The 24,011-nt window shown below is 31.4% G+C and carries 20 protein-coding genes; 4 read left to right on the forward strand and 16 right to left on the reverse strand.

The window, feature by feature from the left end; translation table 11 throughout:
* Position 1: 1 nt before the first annotated feature.
* The gene (locus ACSUE0_RS06260) at positions 2 to 1,297 is read right to left on the reverse strand and encodes an MFS transporter (RefSeq protein ID WP_259338012.1); all 1,296 of its coding nucleotides are present in this window, start codon (positions 1,295 to 1,297) and stop codon (positions 2 to 4) included.
* Positions 1,298 to 1,379: 82 nt separating this feature from the next.
* Positions 1,380 to 2,390 carry a LacI family DNA-binding transcriptional regulator gene (locus tag ACSUE0_RS06265; RefSeq protein ID WP_436956576.1) on the reverse strand — a complete coding sequence of 337 codons (1,011 nt, stop codon included), beginning with the start codon at positions 2,388 to 2,390 and terminating at the stop codon, positions 1,380 to 1,382.
* A gap of 327 nt (positions 2,391 to 2,717) precedes the next feature.
* Here ACSUE0_RS06265 and ACSUE0_RS06270 point away from each other — a divergent pair, with 327 nt between their 5' ends.
* Entirely contained in the window at positions 2,718 to 4,793 is a 2,076-nt protein-coding gene (locus ACSUE0_RS06270; protein ID WP_436956578.1) for a helix-turn-helix domain-containing protein, read from the forward strand.
* 69 nt (positions 4,794 to 4,862) lie between these two features.
* On the opposite strand, the gene ACSUE0_RS06275 is transcribed toward ACSUE0_RS06270, so the two are convergent.
* The 7 genes from ACSUE0_RS06275 to ACSUE0_RS06305 form a co-directional block, all read right to left on the reverse strand.
* Positions 4,863 to 6,320 (reverse strand): ABC transporter ATP-binding protein, encoded by a 1,458-nt coding sequence (locus ACSUE0_RS06275; RefSeq protein WP_436956580.1) that lies wholly within the window; start codon positions 6,318 to 6,320, stop codon positions 4,863 to 4,865.
* 9 nt (positions 6,321 to 6,329) lie between these two features.
* Positions 6,330 to 7,049: an energy-coupling factor transporter transmembrane component T gene (locus ACSUE0_RS06280; RefSeq protein WP_119613291.1), complete on the reverse strand. Its 720-nt coding sequence runs from the start codon at positions 7,047 to 7,049 to the stop codon at positions 6,330 to 6,332.
* 1 nt (position 7,050) lies between these two features.
* The gene (locus ACSUE0_RS06285; RefSeq protein WP_119613290.1) at positions 7,051 to 7,635 is read right to left on the reverse strand and encodes an MptD family putative ECF transporter S component; all 585 of its coding nucleotides are present in this window, start codon (positions 7,633 to 7,635) and stop codon (positions 7,051 to 7,053) included.
* 491 nt (positions 7,636 to 8,126) lie between these two features.
* Positions 8,127 to 9,851: a glycosyltransferase family 2 protein gene (locus ACSUE0_RS06290; RefSeq protein ID WP_119613289.1), complete on the reverse strand. Its 1,725-nt coding sequence runs from the start codon at positions 9,849 to 9,851 to the stop codon at positions 8,127 to 8,129.
* A 149-nt stretch (positions 9,852 to 10,000) separates the two neighbouring features.
* The gene (gene tarL, locus ACSUE0_RS06295; RefSeq protein WP_436956583.1) at positions 10,001 to 11,689 is read right to left on the reverse strand and encodes a teichoic acid ribitol-phosphate polymerase TarL; all 1,689 of its coding nucleotides are present in this window, start codon (positions 11,687 to 11,689) and stop codon (positions 10,001 to 10,003) included.
* A gap of 73 nt (positions 11,690 to 11,762) precedes the next feature.
* Complete coding sequence (locus tag ACSUE0_RS06300; RefSeq protein ID WP_436956585.1) at positions 11,763 to 12,791, reverse strand: alcohol dehydrogenase catalytic domain-containing protein; 1,029 nt, start codon at positions 12,789 to 12,791, stop codon at positions 11,763 to 11,765.
* Positions 12,784 to 13,500 (reverse strand): D-ribitol-5-phosphate cytidylyltransferase, encoded by a 717-nt coding sequence (locus tag ACSUE0_RS06305; protein ID WP_119613287.1) that lies wholly within the window; start codon positions 13,498 to 13,500, stop codon positions 12,784 to 12,786. The genes ACSUE0_RS06300 and ACSUE0_RS06305 overlap by 8 nt, the downstream gene beginning before the upstream one ends.
* Before the next feature lie 517 nt (positions 13,501 to 14,017).
* On the opposite strand from ACSUE0_RS06305, the gene ACSUE0_RS06310 reads away from it, so the two are divergent.
* The gene (locus ACSUE0_RS06310) at positions 14,018 to 15,355 is read left to right on the forward strand and encodes an aspartate aminotransferase family protein (protein WP_119613286.1); all 1,338 of its coding nucleotides are present in this window, start codon (positions 14,018 to 14,020) and stop codon (positions 15,353 to 15,355) included.
* 112 nt (positions 15,356 to 15,467) lie between these two features.
* Here ACSUE0_RS06310 and ACSUE0_RS06315 read toward each other — a convergent pair whose 3' ends face one another.
* Genes ACSUE0_RS06315 through pgsB form a run of 5 tightly spaced genes read right to left on the reverse strand, consistent with a single transcriptional unit; the run spans position 15,468 to position 19,907 of the window.
* Complete coding sequence (locus tag ACSUE0_RS06315; protein ID WP_119613285.1) at positions 15,468 to 17,060, reverse strand: gamma-glutamyltransferase; 1,593 nt, start codon at positions 17,058 to 17,060, stop codon at positions 15,468 to 15,470.
* Positions 17,061 to 17,062: 2 nt separating this feature from the next.
* The gene (locus ACSUE0_RS06320; protein WP_167750726.1) at positions 17,063 to 17,221 is read right to left on the reverse strand and encodes a hypothetical protein; all 159 of its coding nucleotides are present in this window, start codon (positions 17,219 to 17,221) and stop codon (positions 17,063 to 17,065) included.
* Positions 17,211 to 18,281, reverse strand: a complete 1,071-nt coding sequence (locus tag ACSUE0_RS06325; RefSeq protein WP_119613284.1) for a CapA family protein — start codon at positions 18,279 to 18,281, stop codon at positions 17,211 to 17,213. The genes ACSUE0_RS06320 and ACSUE0_RS06325 overlap by 11 nt, the downstream gene beginning before the upstream one ends.
* A gap of 14 nt (positions 18,282 to 18,295) precedes the next feature.
* Positions 18,296 to 18,748: a poly-gamma-glutamate biosynthesis protein PgsC gene (gene pgsC, locus ACSUE0_RS06330; protein WP_107531013.1), complete on the reverse strand. Its 453-nt coding sequence runs from the start codon at positions 18,746 to 18,748 to the stop codon at positions 18,296 to 18,298.
* Position 18,749: 1 nt separating this feature from the next.
* Positions 18,750 to 19,907, reverse strand: coding sequence for a poly-gamma-glutamate synthase PgsB (gene pgsB, locus ACSUE0_RS06335; RefSeq protein ID WP_119613283.1), 1,158 nt, complete (start codon positions 19,905 to 19,907; stop codon positions 18,750 to 18,752).
* 416 nt (positions 19,908 to 20,323) lie between these two features.
* On the opposite strand from pgsB, the gene ACSUE0_RS06340 reads away from it, so the two are divergent.
* Together ACSUE0_RS06340 and ACSUE0_RS06345 are read left to right on the forward strand one after the other, a co-directional pair.
* Positions 20,324 to 20,638 carry a hypothetical protein gene (locus ACSUE0_RS06340; protein WP_119613282.1) on the forward strand — a complete coding sequence of 105 codons (315 nt, stop codon included), beginning with the start codon at positions 20,324 to 20,326 and terminating at the stop codon, positions 20,636 to 20,638.
* Between the two features lie 154 nt (positions 20,639 to 20,792).
* A complete protein-coding gene (locus ACSUE0_RS06345; protein WP_119613281.1) occupies positions 20,793 to 21,950 on the forward strand; it encodes an ArgE/DapE family deacylase in 1,158 nt (385 codons plus the stop codon).
* Between the two features lie 179 nt (positions 21,951 to 22,129).
* Here the strand turns inward: ACSUE0_RS06345 and ACSUE0_RS06350 are convergent, their stop codons facing one another.
* Positions 22,130 to 23,104 (reverse strand): alpha/beta hydrolase fold domain-containing protein, encoded by a 975-nt coding sequence (locus tag ACSUE0_RS06350; RefSeq protein WP_119613280.1) that lies wholly within the window; start codon positions 23,102 to 23,104, stop codon positions 22,130 to 22,132.
* Between the two features lie 128 nt (positions 23,105 to 23,232).
* Positions 23,233 to 23,751: a GNAT family N-acetyltransferase gene (locus tag ACSUE0_RS06355; RefSeq protein ID WP_119613279.1), complete on the reverse strand. Its 519-nt coding sequence runs from the start codon at positions 23,749 to 23,751 to the stop codon at positions 23,233 to 23,235.
* Positions 23,752 to 24,011 lie beyond the last annotated feature (260 nt).

Raw genomic sequence — 24,011 nt, forward strand, 5'->3', positions numbered from 1 at the left:
CTTATAATTTTTGAAGTTGACTATTTAATTCAGTTGTTTTTGCTTCATCAATACCAGGTTGATATACTTTTATGAAATAAGTTATTATAGCACCTATGAAATAACAAATAGCAAATGCCCAAACAACACCTACTTCATTAAATATAGGTAAGAATAAGGTTGCTAAAGCTGGAGCTACAAAGTTACTTAAACCAGCTGCTAAATTATGTGATGAGAGTGTTGCACCAATATGTTCTGGTTCTAAAGCAGTAAAAATAGCGAAAATTGGAACAAAAGCTGATTGAGTTATTCCAAATAATATTGCACATAAAATCGCTATTGCAAATACATCTCCGCTTAATATAGGTAAATAATAGAAAAGGAGTGTCGTTATGCCACATCCAATACAACCAAATAACATGACTTGACGTTTCCAACCAATTTTATCTGCGATAATACCCCAAATCACATCACCAATAATACAAGTTACATGCATTGCTCCCCATGTCCATAACCATTGTTGCATTGTAAAACCAATCTTATCTGTGAACATAACAGGAAATATAACTACTAAACCAAATAATGACAATTGATTTATTACCCTCACAATGAACACTTTTATAATTTCAGGATTTTTATAAACAATTGCAACTTCCTTTAATACTTTTATATATCTTTCTTTAACTGTTTTTTCAGCATTAGGTTTAACATTTCTCTTACCTACAATATAAAATGCTAATAACCCACCAATAAATATCCATATAACAGATAACCACAATGTTCCCATAAATCCAATCTGTGGAATTGTAAAACTAGGTAAATATGTACCTATAACCCCCATACCTACAGAAAACATTGCCCAGAACCAACCAATAGCTGTTGCTAAACGAGATTTATCAGTAATATATGTTACCCATACTAAAAATCCATATAGGAATAAGGGATAACCTAAACCTCTAATACCATACATTACTAACATCATATTATAGTTTTCCATTCCCATACCAAAAACTAAAAATAATATATGAAAAACTAACCATATTACAGTCCCTAATAGCATTATTTTTCTTGGTCCATAAACATCAGATAACACTGCTGCTAACCATGATCCTACTACTACCATAACGCCATAAACAGTAAATACCATGGATGCTTGTCCACCAGAAAATCCTAAATCAACGATATTTTTCGATAAAAAAGCTTGTTCAATACCATCTCCAGTCATAAATATAAAAATGGCAATCAGCGCCCCAAATATAATTTTAGGTATTCCCATCCATGTCTTTTGTTTATCGATATTACTTATTACATTATTCAATTTATTTCCCCCTTTAGTTAATAAATTTAAAACTTAAACGTTTAAGTTTTAGAAAAAACAACTCTAATTGCAGACTTTAAAATCACCTAAACTCACATGACTCACGAATGACTAATCTCGTAGAAAGTTTTATTGATTCATTTTTTTCTCCTCTAATCATTCTATATATCATCTTACCTGCTTCTTTCCCCATTGTTTTAACTGGTTGAGATACAACTGTTAATTTAGGATCATAAATCTCATTCCAATAACTATCATCAAATCCAACGATAATCACATCTTTTGTTATTACTTTTCCACCTTCTTTAATAGCTTGTAAAGCTCCAAGTAATAACAAATGATTTGTTGCAACAATTGCCTTAATATTTTTACCTATTAAAGTTTTCGTAGCTTCATAACCACTTTTGATTTGAGCATCTGTCCCTAACTGTTGGTCACTATAGAAAATGAGATTGTGATTAACCTCGATGTTGTTGTCCGATAACGCGCGTGCATATCCCTTCCTTCTCTCTGTTGTTGTGCTAATGTTTGGATTGGCAAGTAATAAACCGATGTCTCTAGACTTACTATTTATTAATCTTTGAGTTGCTGTATAAGCCGCATCTTCATTATTAACTGTTATAGAAGGCAATTGCATTGATTCTAACTCTCTGTCTAGTGTCATAATTGGGGTATTCAACCATTCTTTTTTCAATTTGAACTTGGAGTTAACAGGAACTAAAATAATAGCGCTTACATTTTGAGCTATAAAACTTTCAATCAACGCTTTTTGTTTATTTTCATTTTCTTCAGATGAAACCACTGCCACATGTAACTGATGTTTTTGACATTCATCACTTATCTCAGTAAGTAATTCTGTAAAAAAAGGATTTTGATCGGGTACTATAAAAGCTATCATATTAGATTGTCCTGTTTTTAAACTTCTCGCAAATTGATTTGGTTCGTAATTCAGATCTTCTATAGCTCCCAATACTTTTTCTTTTGTTTTATCGCTTAACTCACTACTTTTATAATTTAAAACATTCGATACAGTTGCAATTGACACGCCTGCCCTTTTTGCCACATCATGAAGCGTTGGTTTATTTCTCACCATTTCCACCACCTTAAACGTTTAAGTTTTAACCGAAATGATACAAATCAATAAATACATTATAGATTCTCTTTATATTTTTTGCAAGCGCTATCATTAATTTATTTAATTAACTAGCTCCTTTTTTGGAATTTAGTAAATAAAAAAACAGCTTCATTTATATTTTTATGATTTATATTCAGATAATTCTACACTTCAACTATATTTTATTACTTTAACCCATCATTTTATTAATATCTTTTAATCCCTGCCCTTTTTATAGCGCAGAGTTGTACAATAGGCATACTACTACAAGGTAAAAGACTCATATCTAGATAAAGGTGATATTTTTTGATTAGTACGCTATCTATTAGGAATCATTATACATCTGAATTAACAAGATGCATCAATGAAATTGTTATACTGCTCCCATTAAATAAACCCTGCAAAATCAATTTAAATGGAATAACTATTACAATTACTGATGGCATAATTGTTAATAATGCAGATTTATATCAAATGTTAGATGTTCAAGAGCTATTAGAGTTAAAAATTCCTTTACCACTTTTTATTGAAAAAGATACCAATATTTCAAAATCATATTTTGATTTTAACCGTATTCACTTTGTAGAACAATTTAGGAACTTAGTTCTAGAAAGTATACACCAGCCCATCCAAGATGAGTTCAGTATGAACATGTATATATCTAGTATTATTGAATTCTTATTAAGAGAAGCGCGAGTAGTGTTAAATAGTATCTATATACCTTATTTAAATACTAAACACCCATTAGTAGGTCGTATTACGAAATACATTCACGAAAATATATGTGATACATTGAATACAAAACATTTATCTCAAACATTTTATATATCACAATCATATATATCTATACTATTTACTAATAATATCAATATAAATTTTAAATATTATACGACTTCATTAAGAATTGCTTTATCCCTATATGACCTTATTCAAAATAATAAAAGTATCTATGAAGTCGCTATTAAATATCAATTTTTAAATGTAACAACTTATTCCAAACATTTTAAATATTACATCCAAATGCCACCTAAAAAGTATATTTTCTTATTTAAAAATGGGTATTATAAATCACCATATAAAATAGTCTTGAATGACGTAACTTCAAAAATTTATTTGGATAAAGTTCAACCACCAACTAAGCACACAAATAACTCTGATTATTCATTAAATCTTTCAAAACTGTCGTTCAATAATTGCTTTAAACCCATGACTACTCTTATTCAATTAGATGACATATATACCTTGAATCATTTTTATGAATCTCATATGGTGCACAATGATACTACGACGATGTTTTCAAAAATAAACTTTTGTGTATTAGATACACATTTGAAGCAATTAAATGCATTAAGTGCTCAACAAATCATAAATACAATTAAACAGTTAATGCTAAAGGGTCATCAGTTGACTATTAAAATAACTCACCTATCTTTACGTCAAACTCAGAAGTTTTCGGTTGCTAAATTACTAGCTGAACTAGTAAACGATTTAAATCAAATAACATTACAATTCGATTTTTCTTATTATACTTACAATGAACTTTTAAATTTCATTGAAAAAGTTCGCCTCAAGTACCCACTTATTAAAATTGGTACGACTATAGATTCTATAATTAAAAGTAAAAATACTTTATCGCAAATGTTACATAATATTACTTCAATTAATGCAGATTTTTACTACATTGATTTAGATTTGAATAGTTTTTATAGTCTTATGGCTCATAAGATAGCTAAGTCACCAAAAGATCATAACTTAAAACAAGTACTCTTAATATTTATTAGCCAATTAGGTGATGAGTATGCAAAAAAAATAATTTTAACCCATTTGACTCATAATTCTTTACAAGATTACTACAACACATCTAGCCAGCAGACACATATTTTATTAACGCATTTTTTAGTTGAATTAAATCAAAGGATTTGTGGTTTTGGTTACCCATACTATACAGACGATAATAATAGAATCATGCTGTTTAATAAATATCATTGCCCGATGCCTATTGTTCATATATATAGCTTTCTCAAAGTTTTTTTCAAACAACAGGTTGCCTTACTTCCAAACGCAATTATATGTAAAACAAATTGGCATTATCATATTTTATTATTTAGCAACGTAGAAAAAGCATCTTTTATAGTTAAAATAAACCACCATTTCATCAAATCATTTCCAGTGTTTTCAAGGCTTTTAAATAAAGATCATGGAATGATTACAAATTTGATACCTTCAAATATAGATCAAAAACTTTTCGGGTTAAGCTATATCGAACAAATCAATAGCGCTAATTATCCATTATCGAAATTGAGTTTACATTACTTTAAAGAACCTTTGATTTACAAACTATCTCAATCGTCTCTCCAATACATTATGATCGCCATGAGTTAATAACAAAAAAGGCCAAAACAAACTTACATTTGTTTTGGCCTTTTTTAATTTCAACAATTACTGCAATATTTAAATTTCAAAAAAGTTCTGTAACTCGTTTAAATGTTCATTATCCATTTGGTATTGGTCTTTAACACATCCATTTTCAAGATGTAATACTTCATCTGCACATGACATCAATAATTCATAATCATGTGTAATGACTAATATTGTGTGTCCTTGATTGGCTAAACAATTAAGGGTTCCACTTATCTCACGCATACGTTGTCCATCTAACCCACTAGAGGGTTCATCAAAAATGAGAACCTCTCGTTTAGTTTCTACAGCACTCGCAATAGCTAAGCGTTGTTTTTCTCCACCTGAAAGTGACAAAGGATGCCTATCAACATGTTCTGATATTCCATACTGTTGTAATCGCGATTGAATCGATGCATCATCTAATTTGTTATTACTTAAACGTAGTTCCTCAGCAACACTTTCAGCAAATAATTGATTATTCACATCTTGAAAAACCATATATACACGGTCTAATCTTTGATTACGTTTTAATATTACGCTATTCATATCAACGTGTCCTTTAAATTTACGCTCTACACCTGTTAGACAACGAGCAAATGTCGATTTTCCAGAACCGTTACGACCTATAATAGCTGTTACTTTACCTTTGGTTAATTCGACTTTAGGAATATTAAGTGCATATGGTTGCTTGGATTTATAGTTAAAAATAAAATTATGCAATGTTAATTTTTCTTCACTATTGTTGTAATTTAAAGCTTTAGGTTTCATCTCATCTAAATGTATTGACCTTAATCCTAGAAACGTTAAATTGTCATGTGTTAATGCATTGAATGAGCGATTGTCGTACATCTCGTCGATTTCACCATGCTTCATCACTACAAAACGATCGACAACATCTACCAAATAGTGCAAACGATGTTCAGCAATTATGATCGTTTTACCTTCACTCTTCCACTGTTCTAACAACTGTCGCAATTTAGTAATTGTAGTAAAGTCTAAATTAGATGAAGGCTCATCTAAAATGATAATTTCATGTCCACTTACTTGTATTGCAGTACAAGCGATAAGTTGTTTCTCTCCGCCGGACAAGTTAAATATATCTCTATCTAATAAATGATTCATATTCAATACTTCAACACTATGATTAATATTAGTTTTGATACGTTGTGGATTAACACCATAGTTTTCCGGCTCAAATGCTAATTCACTTGTTGTATTCAAACAAAAAAATTGTGAATGAGGATTTTGAAAAACTGAACCACTCAACTCGGAAATCTCATAAATAGATTGCTGACGTATATCCTTTCCATTGACTTGAACAGTCCCCTCAATATTGCCATGATATAGATGAGGTACAGTACCATTTAAAATGCGTGTCACTGTAGTTTTTCCACAGCCTGACGCACCCGTTAAACAAATAACCTCACCACTGTCAATAGTAAGATTAATATTATTTAACACTTTTTCTCCATTTTCATAATTAAACGACATATGCTCAATTCGAATCATATTTCAACCTCACACTATATAATAAGTTACCCATAAAATCAGTACCATGCTAATAAATAACCAATCTAACCAACGCATTTTTAGCAATACGATAGATGTTCTTTTATGTGTTAAATTCAAACCACGTGTGATCGATGCAATAGTCAATTCATTACCAATTTTCACGACGCTATTTAACAACGGCACAACGCGGTATTCGAAATACTGCAGTGGCTTTTTAAACGCAAAACGCAATGAAATACCCCTCATCTTCATTACATCTTTAATCGATGCTGATTCTGACTTGATAGTTGGTAAAAATCTAAACATTACAGCGATAGGAATCGTAATCTTTCTCGGTGTTTTCAGGTGTTCTAGACCTGCAATAAGAACTTCAACTTGAGTTGTCTTAAAAATATAATATCCCATTACAAGTGATGGTAAAAAACGTGTAATCACGCCTGAAGAGACAAAGATGAATAAAGTAGCTAACTGACTATGATCAAATGTAACAAACGCTTCGCCATACCATGCGCTAATTGTAACAATAATGCATAGACATCCAATCAAATATTTACCAATGAGTAAAATCAAAATAGAGGGTATTAACATTACAAGTAAACGTAAGAAAATTTCATTTCCCGTTACACCACCAGTTAATGAAATAAGTGAAATAATAATCATGATTCCAAGCTTTACTCTAGGGTCTAAATTAAATATATGGCTTTGATTTATTATTTTGTTATTCATACTAAATCATACCTGCACGCTTAAAATGCTTCTTCAATATACCTTTAGCGATGTAAGTACCTATCAGCGCTCCAATAACAGTCGTAACGATTATGATAGGAATCATCTCTATTGAAAATAATGCAGCTACCGTAGCTTCATAATCTGAACCGTATTTCTCTTGTATAAACGCTAGATATGACTGTCTCATAAAATAAAATGGTAATAAATTGCCTATTGGCCAAAATGAGAAAATAATATAACCTATACCATTTAATTTCCAGCTTTTATAATCACCTATTGCCATAATAGCGTCTGCTAATATAATAATAGGTACACTTAAAAGCAATGCCATCCAAGGATGACCCATAATTGCTAATATCAAACTTACCACAATACCACAAAGCGATAGTGCCCCAAATTTTTGTGTTTTCGTAATAAGTAACATAATCGGTATACCACCAACCAAACCTATCATAGCAGGCAGTAATAGCATAAATATTGGTATAATGCCTAAAATACCTGGCGGGGCTATAAATATAAAATATATCGCCGTAAATATTCCTATATTTATTAAATCTTTAACATCTATTTTGCCTTTTTTCATCAGTAACTCCCTCTTCACATAAAACTAAAATTGGAATGAATCAGAAAGTTATATTTAAATAACCTATCTTATCGTCCCACGCCGTGACTAGAAAAAGAATACAAGAGCTAACTCATTTGCCGTATCGCATATGAAACTAAGATATTAATATACATCTTAACTTATGCTTTATATTCCTATTAAAAATACATTTATTTCAAAGATACTATAATTGAAAATTATTATCAATGGCATCGGTTTATAGCACACTAATAGTTTATAAATTATACAATAGATTATTGAACTCTCTAAAGCATCATACTTATATGGATGCATTAATATAGTCGTCATCCTATATCATCACTATCAAATTAAAATTAAAGGGCAGGATAGAAACCAAATTTGAAAATTGATTTCGTATTCCCACCCACAAGTTAGCTCACTATAACTATAAATATTTAAGCCCCAAGTATTTATAGTTATATCGTTGCTTTTTTATTATTATATACTGGTTAATACCTTAAATTAAAATATGGCGATTCCAAAGTGAAATTCTTTTTAAGATTTTTAGATTTAATCTTATCGTTGAGCGCTATATTATAAGTCATTTTCTCTTTAGATTGATGAGCAGTCAGGTAACCATACGTAAATGTATCTGGCAGTAATACAGTTGTTAAACCTTCAGACAAAATATAGTTAAATTCTAAACTACTAAGTTGAATCGTTTTACTATCTTTTATCGTAACTTCAATCATATCGTCTAATTTATTTTGAGTTACATAAAATGATAGATTGTCAAAATCTTTTGTGAAGTACGGTGTAAAACGATAATAATTGTCATTCAGTGAAGCAATTGTACTCGTTTCTTTTCCATATGAATACTTTAAGCGTTTACCGCCAATGCGTTTTTCAACACTCATATTATCTACGCGCATTTCTAAAAATGCATCCCAAACCTTTTCTTTAATTAAATATGGCATAATGTCCTTCATAGAAGCATTAAATTTAAAACGTGTTTGATCATTAATAGCTAAAGGTATATAAATCAATTCTTTTTTATTACGTGATACTAACTTCAGTTGTATCATAGAAGCTACATGATTAGGGTTGATAATTGAACTTAAAAATTCTAATTCCAATTCAAAACCTTGTTCATTAAATTTAAAATGGGTCATTCTTATATCCGGTTTCATTAATTTATTGAATATAAAGTATGGTTCTTCACGATCAAACTGAATTTGTAATACACCTTGTTGCGCTCTAAAATTATAAAATTGGCCATTATTAAAGCTTTCTTCAACAATTTGATAATGTTTCATATCTTTTTTGCGTGCATAATATAACAATGGTTTTAATGAATCTCTGACTATATCATCTACTTCGGTTGGTACTTTTTGTATAAAGTCTCCTAACGCATCCATCCAAGCTTCTTTTTTATCATCTGCTATTTTAAGTGAAAAATTATTTGTTCTTGAAAATGAAAAATGGCGATCTAAAAAATATCCTAATATATCATGTCTATTGTCTAAAGGGCTATTCAGAATTTCTTCTGTAATTAATCCCATAACTTTATAAAAATCTTTAGGAGACACATATGCCGAGCTCATATGTTCTCCTTCTCGCTTAGTCGCATAGTAGTATGGTTTATCTGCTAATACAGCGATTTTCTTTGCGTTAACGTATGCTTTCATTGTAAACAGTTGATCCTCTGCACTACGTAAATCTTCTGGGAACTCAATATGATTATCACGTAGTAATGATGTACGATAAAACTTAGTGGGACTTAATGTATAAATAATACGTGAATTAGCTAATGTGACATCATCATTGGTTTCTTTAAACATAGATTTAGGAACGCCACGACCATTTACACCTTCCATTTTAACTAGAACCACATCAGCCTGATTACCTTCAACAAATTTTGATACATCTTTCAATGTATCTGGATGAATGTAATCGTCTGAATCTACAAAGAAGACATACTCTCCTTTAGCTAAGTTTAGAGCTGTATTCCTAGGTTTTCCAGGGCCACCCGAATTGGCTTCAAGTTGTTTTACAGTTAAATTCAATTTGTTTTTATAAGATTCTACTATCTCCAAAGTATGATCTGTAGAACAATCATCTATCAGTATAACTTCAAAGTCCTTCTTATCGTATTTTTGATTCTGCAAACTGTTCAATAGTTCTCCTATATACTTTTCAGAATTGTAACTTGGTACTATGATTGAAAATTCCATTGATATATCCACCTTATAAAAATGAGCTGAAATACTAATAACACATAGTTAGTTTAATGATACATAACCTTATGAATAAATTCATTATCTTACTTTTAGTTTATTAGTTATGGTTTCAGCTCATCACAATTTTTTATTTTCAGTTTTTCTTAGCTTCCAAATACGTTTCTTACTAAACGTTCACTCGAACGACCATCTTGATATTTAAAGTGCTTATCTAAGAATGGTTCTACTTTGTCTACTTCAAAGTCTTCGTTATCTAGTGCTGTTATTAAATCACTAAATGACTCTACAATTTTCCCTGGCACAAACGTTTCATATGGCTCATAAAAATCACGTGATGTAATATAATCCTCAAGGTCAAATGCATAAAAAATCATTGGTCGTTTAAATACCGCAAATTCATAAACAAGTGATGAATAATCACTAATTAAAATATCCGTAACAAATAAAATATCATTAACTTCTCTAAAATCAGAAACATCCACAAAGTATTGCTCATATTCTCTAGGAATATTTAGTCTATTCTTCACAAATGGATGCATTTTAAATAAAACTACTGCATTATTTTCACGACAATATCTCGCAAATCTAGCAAAATCAATTTTAAAGAATGGATAATGTGCCGTATGATGTCCATTACCTCTAAATGTAGGTGCAAATAAAATCACTTTTTTATCTTTAATGATTGGCAGTGCCTCCTCCATTTCGGCTGTAACTTGTTGTTCATACGCCTCATCAAATAAGATATCTGTTCTAGGGACACCAGTCGGAATTATATTTTGTTCTTTAATACCAAAGGCTTCACCATAAAATGGTATATCTGTTTCTGAAGAAACAAAGGCCTTAGTATAATTTCTATGATTTACAGAATTAAAGAAAGGACCACCTTTTTTTCCAGCTCGACTATAACCAACAGTTTTGAAAGCACCAACTGCATGCCATACTTGAATAATTTCCTGACTTTTTCTGAATTTTACTGTGTAAAGTAATGGATGAAAATCATCCACAAATATATAATCTGCTTTACCTAATAAATACGGAAATTTAAATTTGTCTATAAAGTTACGACGTGCCGAAATATTAGATTTAAACAAGGCATGTATCTTATATTTGTCGTCTAAATTTTGGCGTAACATCTCATTATAAACATATTCAAAGTTACCTGACATTTCAGCTCTTGAATCAGATGTGAATAGTACAGTATTCCCCTTTTTCAAATGGAAAAATTTTGTCATATTAAATATCATTTGGAAGACAAAATTACGTACATTATATGAATAACGATTATACTTTAATTTCAAATCTGCAATCTTTTGTTTTAGAGGATTTAACTTAGGTATTGGAGCTTTAAACAAGATATCTAGTACAAACTCATTAACTTCACTGGATATCATCGGCCTCACAACATACTCTGTTTTATTAGAGTTGCCACCTTTTTTAAACGTGTACATAAAATGTTCTAATAGAAAATTATTCTTACCATTTTGAGTAGCTATCTCATGATACTGTTCCAGCTCATCTTCCTCTAACGTATATTGACTAGGTTCTAACAATGATGAATTAATATTAGCTATATAATCAAAGTCACCTTTATATACAATTAAGTATTCACCTGAAGGTAGATAATTTCCGTCATCTAATATAGCCACATTAAAGCGTGCTACGAATTGATTTCCATTAATTGTCACATCGTTTGCTTTCAATTCTTTGGTCTCAGTTAAATTACGTAGAACAAAATGTTTCTTGTTCAATTCGATATCCTCAACATGACCAGAAATAAATAATTGAATACGTTCCCAATAAATATTATCAATTATTATTTTAGATTTACTCAATTTAAAAAACCTCTCTCTATCCTGTTCATAATATTATTCCAAATATTATTACTAATTGCTTATTTTTAAAAGTTTACATCGTCCATTTAATGACAGTCTTGCCCCACGAAGTGGATAAATCTTTTTCAAATGCATTGACTGCATCATTAATGGTTTTAACATCAAATTCGTTACCTTTGAGTAGCGCTAATTTTTCCACAACATCTGGATGATCTTTATAGAATTTCGCAATATCTTTAAAGTCTTGCGCACCACTTCTACTGCTTCCAAACATTGTTAAACCTTTCTCTAACACTAATCTTGTGTTAACTTCAACAGGATATTCGCTTACACCTAACAAACTAACTGTGCCTTCAGGTGAAATCAAATCAATGATTTGGTTTACTGCAGACTGGCTACCTTTCCCACCTACACACTCAAATGCATGATCAAAAGTAACTCCTTCAGGTACTTCATGTATATGGTATATTTCATCTGCGAAAGAAAAATGACTTAATTTATAATCTGTTTTTCCAAAGATATAAATTGCTGCATTGGGATATAGTTTATTTAATAAAATTGCAGTAATATATCCTAAATTGCCATCGCCCCAAATACCAAAACTATTTTTATTTGCATTTGATTTACGCTCAAACCTTTGAATCGCATGCCAACTCACGCTTACCAATTCAGAGTATGCAATTGTACTTAAATCTTCGATACTATCGTCGATTTCTACGACACGGTCATGATCCATAAAAACATAATCTTGCATAAAACCATCATAACCACTAGATCTAAATTTACTACTAGGTAAATAGTTTTCTGCTATGACTTCATCTGTTTCTACGGGTGTATTCGGTACCATAATAACTCTTGTACCAGTCTTAAATATGCCTTTGTTATCATAAACAACTTCACCAACACCTTCATGAACTAGAGACATCGGTAATTTTTTCTTTAATACTTGTTCATTTCTGCTACCAATATAATATCTTTGATCTGCCGCACAAATTGATAAGTATAATGGTCTTACAACAACTTTATCACTTTTAATATTTTCATTATTATATGTTACTTCGAATTGTCTTGGTGCAACCAATTGATAAACTTGATTAATCACTCAACATCCCACCTTTGATGATAGAGTTCGCTACTTTAAGATCATAAGGTGTCGTGATTTTAATATTATATAATTCTCCCATCACTAACTTTACTTTTTTATTAGCTACCACAAGAATTTTACAGGCATCTGTCATTATTTCTTTCTCTTCTACAGATAACGCATTATAGCTATTCCTCAATAAATTCACATTAAATGATTGTGGTGTTTGGCCTTGATACATTTCACTTCTGACTGGGATAGACTGTATTTGTTCTCCATCGCTTGAAGTGATAATAGTGTCAGTTGCAGGTATTACAGTATCGACAGCACCATGTGCTAATACACTTTTAATATTTTCTTTGATGATTCGGTGCGTTAAAAATGGTCTAACCGCATCATGTGTAACGATTACATCTTCATCAGTTATAGGATGTGCTTTTTCAGCTTCATTTATAATATTCATAATCGTTTCATTACGGTCTGAACCACCTTGTACCACTTCGATTCTATCATCATTAATTTGATGCTTACGCAACGTATCCTTCGTATGCGAAATCCACTTTTGTGGTGTCGCAATAAATATTTTGTCAAATTCATTTGTGAGCAAGAACTTTTCAACCGTATGAACTAATATAGGTTTACCATCTAAATCTAAAAATTGTTTCGGCAGTGGTACGTTTCCCATTCTAGAACCGATACCTCCTGCTAATATACCAGCATATATCATATGTTTTCCTCCTATTCACTTTTAAATCTTATAATTTATTTTTTAATTTTAACTTTAAATGTTTTTGACTTTCCACCATTCGATAAATATTTTAAAGATTTTACTTTTTATGTTATAGAGATAAACATTATTTCTTAAGCACAATATACCAATTTTTATCATTCATTTCTAGTTATAACTGTTTGTATGTTTTTAATAGCATCACATTACCTCGTTCGATATATATTATTATTATATTCAACTCAAAATTAATTAAAATAGAGCGCATTCATTTAATATAATAGTCAATTTACACTAAAAAAGCGTTATTCAACCTTAATTTTTCAGAATATATTTACAATTCTAAATTTTCTTAGTATATTCGACTTATTAGCTATTATTAACGTGACTTTTTCACCATGAGTATAAAGACTACTTTTACGATTTTTAGGATGTATGTAAACTGACGATACATAGCTCACAATAACTTTATACATGTCGATACATCCTACGCTAAATTATGGGAGGCGCATCAATTATGAACAAATCAGAACAACTTATTAATGAAGATAGTAAATACTTTGCCAAGCCAGGAAGAATTAAATATTACCCATTAGCTATCTCACATGGCTATGGTGCAACGCTCGTAGACGTTGAAGGTAAAACCTATATTGACCTGCTATCTAGTGCAAGTTCTCAAAATGTTGGTCATGCACCTAAACAGGTTACTGATGCTATCAAAGCACAAGTTGATCAATTCATACATTACACGCCTGCATACATGTATCATGAACCTTTAGTCAAATTAGCTAAAAAGATATGTGAAATTGCACCAGGTTCATATGAGAAGCGTGCACTTTTTGGGCTTTCGGGATCAGATGCAAATGACGGTATCGTCAAATTAGCTCGCGCTTATACAGGAAGACCTTATATCATTAGTTTTATCAATGCTTATCATGGTTCTACATACGGATCACTTTCTATGTCTGCCATTAGCTTAAATATGCGTAAACATTATGGTCCAATGCTACCAGGTTTCTATCACATTCCTTTTCCAGATAATTATCGAGGTATGTTTGAGCAACAAAATCCAAATACAGTTGAAGAATATCTTGCTCCTCTTAAAGAAATGTTCGAAAAGTACGTACCAGCCGATGAAGTAGCTTGTATCATGATTGAAACCATCCAAGGCGACGGTGGTTTACTTGAACCCGTAGATGGTTACTTTGAAGCCTTACAAGACTTATGCCGAACACACGGTATATTGTTGGCTGTGGACGATATTCAGCAAGGGTTAGGACGAACAGGTTGTTGGAGTTCCGTATCGCATTATAATATTGAACCTGATCTTATTACATTTGGTAAATCACTAGCAGGTGGTCTGCCAATGTCCGCCATTGTTGGGCGTTCAGAAATCATGGACTATTTAGACGCCCCTGCTCATTTATTTACTACTGGTGCTAATCCAGTAAGTTGTGAAGCTGCGTTAGCTACAATTGCTATGATTGAAGATCAAGGACTATTGCAGGCTAGTACTGATAAAGGATATTACGTTCGTGAACGCCTGAACCAATGGCCTGAAAAATATAAATCTGTCGGAAATGTCAGAGGTAAAGGGCTCTCTATTGGTATCGATATTGTGTCAGATAAAATTAAAAAAGTGCGCAATCCTGAAGCAGCTTTAAAGATTTGTAATCGTTGTTTTGACAATGGTGTCGTTATCATTGCTGTTGCTGGAAATGTACTGCGTTTTCAACCACCATTAGTCATAACTTATGATCAGTTAGATACTGCTTTAAATGTGCTAGAAGCTGCAATTCAAGACTTTGAAACAGGTCAATTAGAAAACTACGATATAGCTGGCCAAGGTTGGTAATACAACTTACTTAATCATTTAGTAAAAAACGGGTAGATATCTCAAACCGATATCTATCCGTTTTCTTTTGTTGTTGAAGCTATATAAGATTTCTACCTTACCCCTTTATTTACTATCTATTACCGACATCGTGTCCAATTTCAACAGTTTTATTATTTTTGTTGTAAAGTGCGGCTTGGACACTACCAAAGTTAGGATCGTTACGTTTTTCTTCAATCTGAAAACCTAAACTTTTGAATATATCTATATCTTGTTTACTTGTAGCATTTTCATAAAAAATTTGTCCCCCATCATTATAAAAGCGTGGCTTATCTATCGATTCTTGTAGGGTACCATCACCTCTTAAATAATCTACCAACACTTCATTCAATGTGGTCGGTATCTTGTTACCACCTGGTGTTCCTATACCCATGTAATAATCCGGTCCTACTACAATGCTTGGTGCTGTAAATGATCTTGGCTCTTTATGCTTTCCACCATAGTTCGGACTTGCCGGGTTTGATGAAAAGTTACTTAATGAATTATTCATATAGAATCCCTCTTTCATAAATTTACCGGAACCAAAGAAACTTGCTAAAGTATTAGTAGTACTTGTTAACTTACCGTCTTTATCTATAACTACAAAATGTGTAGTACTCGTATTGTCTACATTATTTGTATTGAAATTACTATTAAAATTAACCTCGTTTAATTTTCCTAATATATAATCTTGAGATAAGTATTCATCGTAGTCTTCATCTTGACCATTAATAATATCTCTATTTCTATACATCAATGCCCTAGACTTTAACATACCTGTAATATAATCTAATCGGTTATCAGGAGTTGTATCATTACCCGTTGCTTCATCAATTTCTAAACCTTGTAGCATTAACGTCCCACCTAACGGATTAGATGCAGAATATACTTTATTATTTAGGTAATCTGTACTTACCGGTTCTTTTTTCTCTGTTTTGTAACTTGCAAAATCTTTTTCATTAACTTCATCATCTACTTGCTTAGAAACACTTTTACCTACTTTCTCATAAAAGTATTCCGGCCCATGGTCTCTAATGCCTTTAATCGTTTTAGCTAAAGCTGGTTGTTTTACAACGTCACCTTCTCTTTTCGTCTGACCACTATCAAAAAATGGGGAGTCCCGGTCAATATCTGAGCCATAAAGTTTTAAACTACGTTCCAGTTCTGAATCCACTTCAAAACCATCCTCAGCTAATGGTATAACATAGTCTAGTATTTTCTCTTCCTCCATTTTGCCCCCTTCGTTATGTGCATCATGTAAACCACGTACAAAGCCAGGTGTACCTATCTCGTCCTTTTGTTTAAAGTTAAAAGAGGAAATGTCTTTGTATTGCCATTGCTTTGGTGCAACATTTTCTTGGCCATCATAAGCTAACATTGCGCCACCACCACCTAAACCAGATGAATGGGGCTCTGTTATTGCAAGTGCATAAGAAACACCTACAGATGCATCTATAGCGTTACCGCCGTCTTGCAATATTTTTTCCCCAACTCGCGTTGCGATTGGATTGTTTGAAGCAACACCGTAATTTTTGTCGGAAAGATCCTGGGCATGATCTGCTATTTTATTCTCATATAATTCATCTTTATTATAATTATCTTTTTTAGTTATCATAAAAAAGCCAAAAGATATGATAATTGTAAGGAGTAATATTACGATGAGCGTTTTTTTATTATAAATACTCATACTTAAGCTCCTTTAGAAAGATATTGGTGATGAGAAGTTTTCAATTCATTTAGTTCATATTGATCTAATCCTTCGTTCGCTCTCGCGAAAACAATTAATAGTAAAACAACCAATACAACTGAAACAACTGTTATACTTACCCAATGTTTTTTAATGTTCATAAACGTAACCTCCATTCTCTTTTTTTAAATTTATGTCTTTACCTTCAATATTATTAAGTAACTTGATTTCTTCTACTTTACTTGGGTTAGATTTAGTAATTTGTCCACCTTGTGACTTAATTGGCGTCACTGTAAACTGAGACTGGTCACCGTTCCAATTTTGTTGCACTGCTAAACCTTGTTTGTTTTTAGATAAAAAATCTTCTGATGTTACATTGCCTAAACTGTAAAAGATACTGGTGTCTTTGTATTTTTCTATTTCTTGTACTACCGAATTATGACCAATTATCACATCGGCACCCGCATCAGCTAACGAATGCGCGTATTCTCTTTGTCTAGTAGTAACTGATCGTTCATCTGTGATACCCCAATCAACGTTAACAACTACATAATCATTGTTTTCTTTAAGTTTTTTAATTAATGGGATATAAATGTTTGGCTCCAAACTAACTGATGTCGTATTTTTTAATGTATCTGTATAGTCTGATTCAACATCAGTAAAAGATACATTAGCAATTTTTTTATTTTTAACCGTTTGTTGTACTGTTTTACTATTGATAGCATTGGAGCCATTTCCAGTTAAATAGTTATAGCCTGATTGAGCTTCTACTGATTTCATTAAGTCTCTCGCAGTTACATTGTCTGTAACTTGGTTGATAAGGTTTAAGCTTTTTATATTCAAATTCCTTAAAAACATTACATTTTCTAAGTTTTTATTAATATTTGTTTTTCTATCATCTGAGAATTTCGATACTTGTAAACTTGCCGTAGAATAATCACTCCCTTTTAAAATTGGCTTAATAGCACTAAAAACTTCGCTAATATTATTCTTCCTGATGTGGTTATTTAATTCGACATTTCCTAAATATGTCATTCTTATATCACCTTGACCTTTATCCATAGCTTTAACGGGTTCAATTTTTTGTGATGTCATGACAAATACTAAAAGTACAATAGCTATAATTAAAATAATGCTAGTGTAAATTGTATTTCTTTTCTTATGCCGTTTAGTCCACTTGAGTATGCGTTCTTCTATTGAAAATCTTTTAGAATTCTTCATATATATGCTCCTTACTAGTTGATAAAGCTATAAAAGAATAAAATGACATAAGTGATACATGTTAAAAGCATACAAGTTGATAAAGTAATAATGACACCTTGCTTTTGAATCGTGTTTGCTATAATTCCTGGTATAACCACACCTATGCCCGACATTTCGACCATTTCAAATGGTGTCACTGGATATATTAAGTCAAAAATAAATTTCAAAACCATTCCGGTCAAGATCATGGCTGCAAACTTCCTTCGGCCATATAATATAACAATCCGACTTATACCATGATTTACGATAAAGTATGTAATACAGCTAATGATGAGTACAGATAATAGCATAATCGGTTGATCAAAAATTAAAGCTAAATATCCAGGTACTACTAATCCAGCTGGACTAATACCAAATTTTTCAGCGAAGATTAAACTTAATACAATGCCAACAAATAATGAAAAATATAATTCTGAACCTATCATATTATTTGATCCCTTCTATATACTGCGCTATTTGTTTACCTGGTCCATGGATATTACCCACACAAAATATCAATGAGTTTTGAGACTCTTGGTATAACGCTTGCTCTATTTCTTTTATATCTCTACCTTCAAAATTCAAATACTTTTTATCAGGTTGTCCTTTCATTACTTCAGTAACCATTTGCGTACTCTTACCAGTACAAATCAATGTGTCAAAATCAACTTCAGTAATAAAATCCTCAGCAAACTGCCTTGTTCTATCGACTCTATCAGAACGGCAATTTAAGATAATAACAATTCTCTTATATGGGTAGTTATAGCTTTCTACCTTATTTAAAATTGCCTTAGTTGATTTCGGTTCATTAGCAGCAAATGCATTGACATAAACATTGGTTGACTGATTAGCATCAAAGTATTTAACTTCAACGGCTCCAACATCTGGCGGTGCATTCAGCATACCTTTTAATGCGATTTCTCTATCAATACCAAGTGCTTCTGCAACACCCATTGCAATGGCTACATTATCAGGGAACACAATATAACCAAATTTCCTTAAATACGATTCTGGCACTTCTTCCTTATCTACAACGATAAGCTTAGTCTTACGCCTTTTGGCCACTTTAGCAAAAAAGTCTGTATAATCATCTTTCATAACAACAAGATGTCCTCTATAAGGAATAGTTGCTGTAAAAGCCTCCGCCACTTCATTTAACGTTGGTCCAAGAACATCCATATGATCCTCCATTACATTGACGATGACTCCTATATTAGCTTTAACAAGATCTTTCTGGAACGTAATTTGATAATCGGGATTCACAGCCATACATTCATTAACTAAAGCGTTGGCTTTTTGTTTAACAACTTTCCTGATAATATCGCGTTGTTCTCCAATATTAGCTCCTTGTGGTTTTCTATAAACTGGATATTCTCTAGGTGTAAACCAATACATCATACGCGCATCTGTACCTGTTGTTTTGCCAATAACGCGATAGTTATCCTCACGTAAAGTACTGTAAATCAATCTAGTTATAGTAGATTTACCTCTAATACCATTTATATTGATACGTATAGGAATCTTTTCTAATCTGTTAGAATGCCTTTTCTTTTCAACAATACCTAACCAAAGAATAACCCCGATACAAATTATGATTAGTAGCAAATTTTATCCCTCTTTTCAACAACCTATTTAATTTTATGTATTCAAAATAGCGTAGAATTTCAATATTATTAAATGACATGTCTAATCTACTGCTATCTTTTGATAATGACATGCTATCATGCAGTTATTGATTTAGTTTAAATAGTTTGAATTATCTATTAATAATTTGTAAATCTGAGTTTACAATTCATCTGCAAAAAAATTAAATACACTTATAAACCCTTATACAAAAGCTTTTGTTGATTTTTGCATATGTTTTATTTTTACATGAATAATTTTAATGTTTTTTATTCCTCTAAGAATTTATAACGAAAATAAATAAATATATTATTTACCTCAATTTTACATAGCCTTAAAATTTACATGTTATCTTATATGTGTAAGGGACAACTGATACAAATTTTAGGAGGTAGTTTATGAGTAAATCAGTCAAATTGGTGGTTTCAATATATCTTGCTATTGTAGCGATTATTTGTTGCGCTTATCTGGTTATGCTTTTAGTAGGAAGTTTTCAAGGTAATGATATGAGAGGCGCTGTATTAGATTCTGATAACACTAAAAATATTGAAAACGTAGACTATATCAACAACAGTTCCCAATCTTCTGAGTTAAAAACTACTGAATCTAGTGATATACCTCAAGGTTCACAATCTAGTAACGATTACAAATTAAATAAAATATCTTCATTGAAAGATGATCAGCATCATACATGGACTTTAGAACAAAGTTGATAAGCTCTATCATTTTATTAATATATGTTACAAAGTATTGTCCCCCAAAATTTTCTTTATGTTAAATTCAACCCTTTTAGTTACAATTATTCAATTTTATTAGCTATACTTAAATTGTCTGAATTTTATATTTATTGAAAAGGGGTTTTTAATTATGAGTAAATTTACAGATAGTGAAAAGGTTCAAATTTTAGAGGATTTAGTGACAATCAAATCCGTAAATGACCATGAAATCCAAGTTTGTAAATACTTAAAAGACTTATTATCACAACACGGTATCGAATCAAAAATAATTAAAATCAATGATACGAGAGCCAACTTAGTTGCAGAGATTGGAACCGAAGGGCCTGTTTTAGGTATTTCTGGTCATATGGATGTCGTATCTGAAGGCGATATTAATAAATGGACATTTGATCCATTTAAATTGACTGAAGTAGATGGCAAACTATATGGTCGTGGAGCAGCCGATATGAAATCTGGATTAGCTGCTTTAGTATTAAGCATGATTGATATCCATGACCAAAACTTATTAAAATATGGTCGTATCAGACTATTAGCCACTGCAGGAGAAGAAATTGTCGGTGAAGGGGCTAAAACTTTCCAACAAGAAGGTTACATGAAAGATGTAGAGGCACTAGTTATTGCAGAGCCTTCACAAGATAGAATCATCTATGCACATAAAGGTTCTATGGACATTCGCGTTATTTCAAGAGGAAAAGCTGCCCATAGCTCTATGCCACAATTAGGATTTAATGCAATCTCACCTTTAGTTAAATTTGTATATAAAGCGGATGAAGGATTCGCTAAATTTGATAAAAATAATGATTTATTAGGAAATCCAATTATGAACGCTACAATCTTCAATGGTGGCAATCAAGTAAACTCTATACCAGAACATGCTGAATCTGAGTTTAACATTCGCACTATTCCTGAACATGACAATGACCAATTCATAACTTATTTCAACGAAATTTTAAAACAAGTTGAAACCGATAATACAGATATAGAAATTGATACGTATATGTCTAGACCTCCAGTTTATACAACCGGTAAAAATAGCCTAGCAACGCTAGCTCACGATTTAGGGTTAAAATATTTAAATACAGATTTACCTTACGAAGCATCGCCAGGAGTTACAGATGCTTCCGATTTATTAGTTGATAAAGATGAAGATTTTTCATTTATCATGTATGGCCCTGGCTTAGTAAGTCAGGCCCATCAAGTAGACGAATATGTTGAGAAAGAGAGTTACTTCAAATTCATTGATTTATACACAGAATTTTTCCCTACTTACTTAAAAAATCTAAAATAAAAATTAATACACTATTAAATTGATGTTAACAACTATATGATTTATTCTAATAAATAATTAAAAAGAAGTGAGTTAACTGGTCTAAATTAAACATTAGACTGCTAACTCACTTCTTTATTATATTTTAGAAATTTAAGTTTTATCATTCCGTTATTGAACTACTTTACTTCATACTAAGACTAATATTTTTTAATGATCTGCTTTATCTTTGTTATTACTTGGGCTCTTTCAGGAATTGGAAATACGGGATAAATATGAAACAAGTTATACTCTGGTAAAAAATCATGACTTATATTCTTTTTATTCAACATATTCGAAAGTTTAAGTGCATCTGGATATAATGTTTCCTTTGTACCAATGATTAACGTAATATGCCCAAGCTCTTCTAAATCTCCAAACATCGGGGAAACACGCCAATCTGTTAATGGTAAATCTCCAGACCATAGTTCTAAAAAAAACTTACTTCCTTCTCTAGCTAACATCGGATCAATTTCTTCATAAACTGCTGACTCTGGATTAGATAATGTTGCATCTAGTACAGGAGAAATCAAAATAATATTACTTGGCTGAGGTAGTGATTGCATTTTAATATACTGAGCAAATGATAACGCGATTTGCCCACCAGCTGAATCTCCCATCACTATAATTTGATGTGGATCTTCTACCTCCCTTACAATACTTTCATATATTTCTTTTAATAATGAAAATGTCTCTTTATAAGTCGCATGTGGCACTTTTGGATAAATAGGTAAGACGATTTTCGCATTCAATTCACTTGCAAGTGTATCGATATAATCAAAGTGAATTTTCATTGGATTTTGGAACCAAGCACCACCGTGTATATATAATACGACTTGTTGTTGTCTATCAGATTGATTATTGATCGTATAAACAGTAGACTGTTGTACTGTTGTCGCTTGCGCCCTATGTTTAAAACGATATTCTGTACCATCGTATAGACCCTTTGTTTTTTCTTTCACAGCATCTAAACTTTTTTGCGCATTTTCAACATTTACAAATGAACTTTTCGTATTAGTGAATTTTAACATTAATTCATATAAAAAGCTTTTATAACTTCGTTTTTCTCTTACTTTTACGTATAGATATGAAGCGGCAATTGTCACACTTGATAATGTAGCTATTTTTTTTATCATAATTTTTCCTCCTTGCCTAGTACACTAATATTGCTATTACATATAGTTTATAACACACTCAACAATAATTTTAACAAAAGGAACTATCTCATTAACTAACTGTGACATTTTTGAAATTCATGAAGCCCCTACCATATATTTTCAGACTCAGTATTATAGAATTCATTCAACATCATAGACATATACAATTCATCAAAAAAATGACCATCCATATAAACAGACTTATGTTTAATCCCTTCAATCTTAAAGCCTATCTTTTCATAAAAATTTACAGCGGGTTTATTAGTAGTAATCACTGTTAATTCCAACCTTCTGAGGCCTTTGCGTTCAGCCCATTTAAAAGTTTCATCAAACATTTGCGTCGCTAAACCTTGTTGTTGCAAATCATTGATTAACCCAGTAACAATGTAACCAATATGCCTCACCTTTGTTAATGTACTAATATGTACTGATAAATAACCTAAGATTTGGTTATTTTCCGACTTGACACCAATATAAAAATTGCGCTTTATGTCATCTATAAAACGTTCTTTATCGAAATTTCTTTCATCTGGTAAATAGAGCATATATTGGGACTCTTCATCAATTTTTCTCATACAATCATAAAGCGCTTCCGCTTCATTTGGGCAAATTCTTTCAATTCGCATAAAAATCCCCCTTAGCACTATGAATTTTACTTGTCATACATTATTTAATATAATTATGACAGTTTTTATCAAATTTTCCACTTTTTTATGATGAGCAATTTAATTTCTGGAAAAGCATAAAAAAACTGAGACATAATTAATGTCCCAGCTCTTTCATAATATTTGCTTAATAGATTTCAAAAATATAATAAACCCTATAGAAATTCATATTATATTACAAGAATTTCATTATTTTATTAATATGAGTGACTATGGAAAAG

Source organism: Staphylococcus sp. AS1337 (genome assembly GCF_051408735.1).
Taxonomy (GTDB): Bacteria; Bacillota; Bacilli; order Staphylococcales; family Staphylococcaceae; genus Staphylococcus; species Staphylococcus xylosus_B.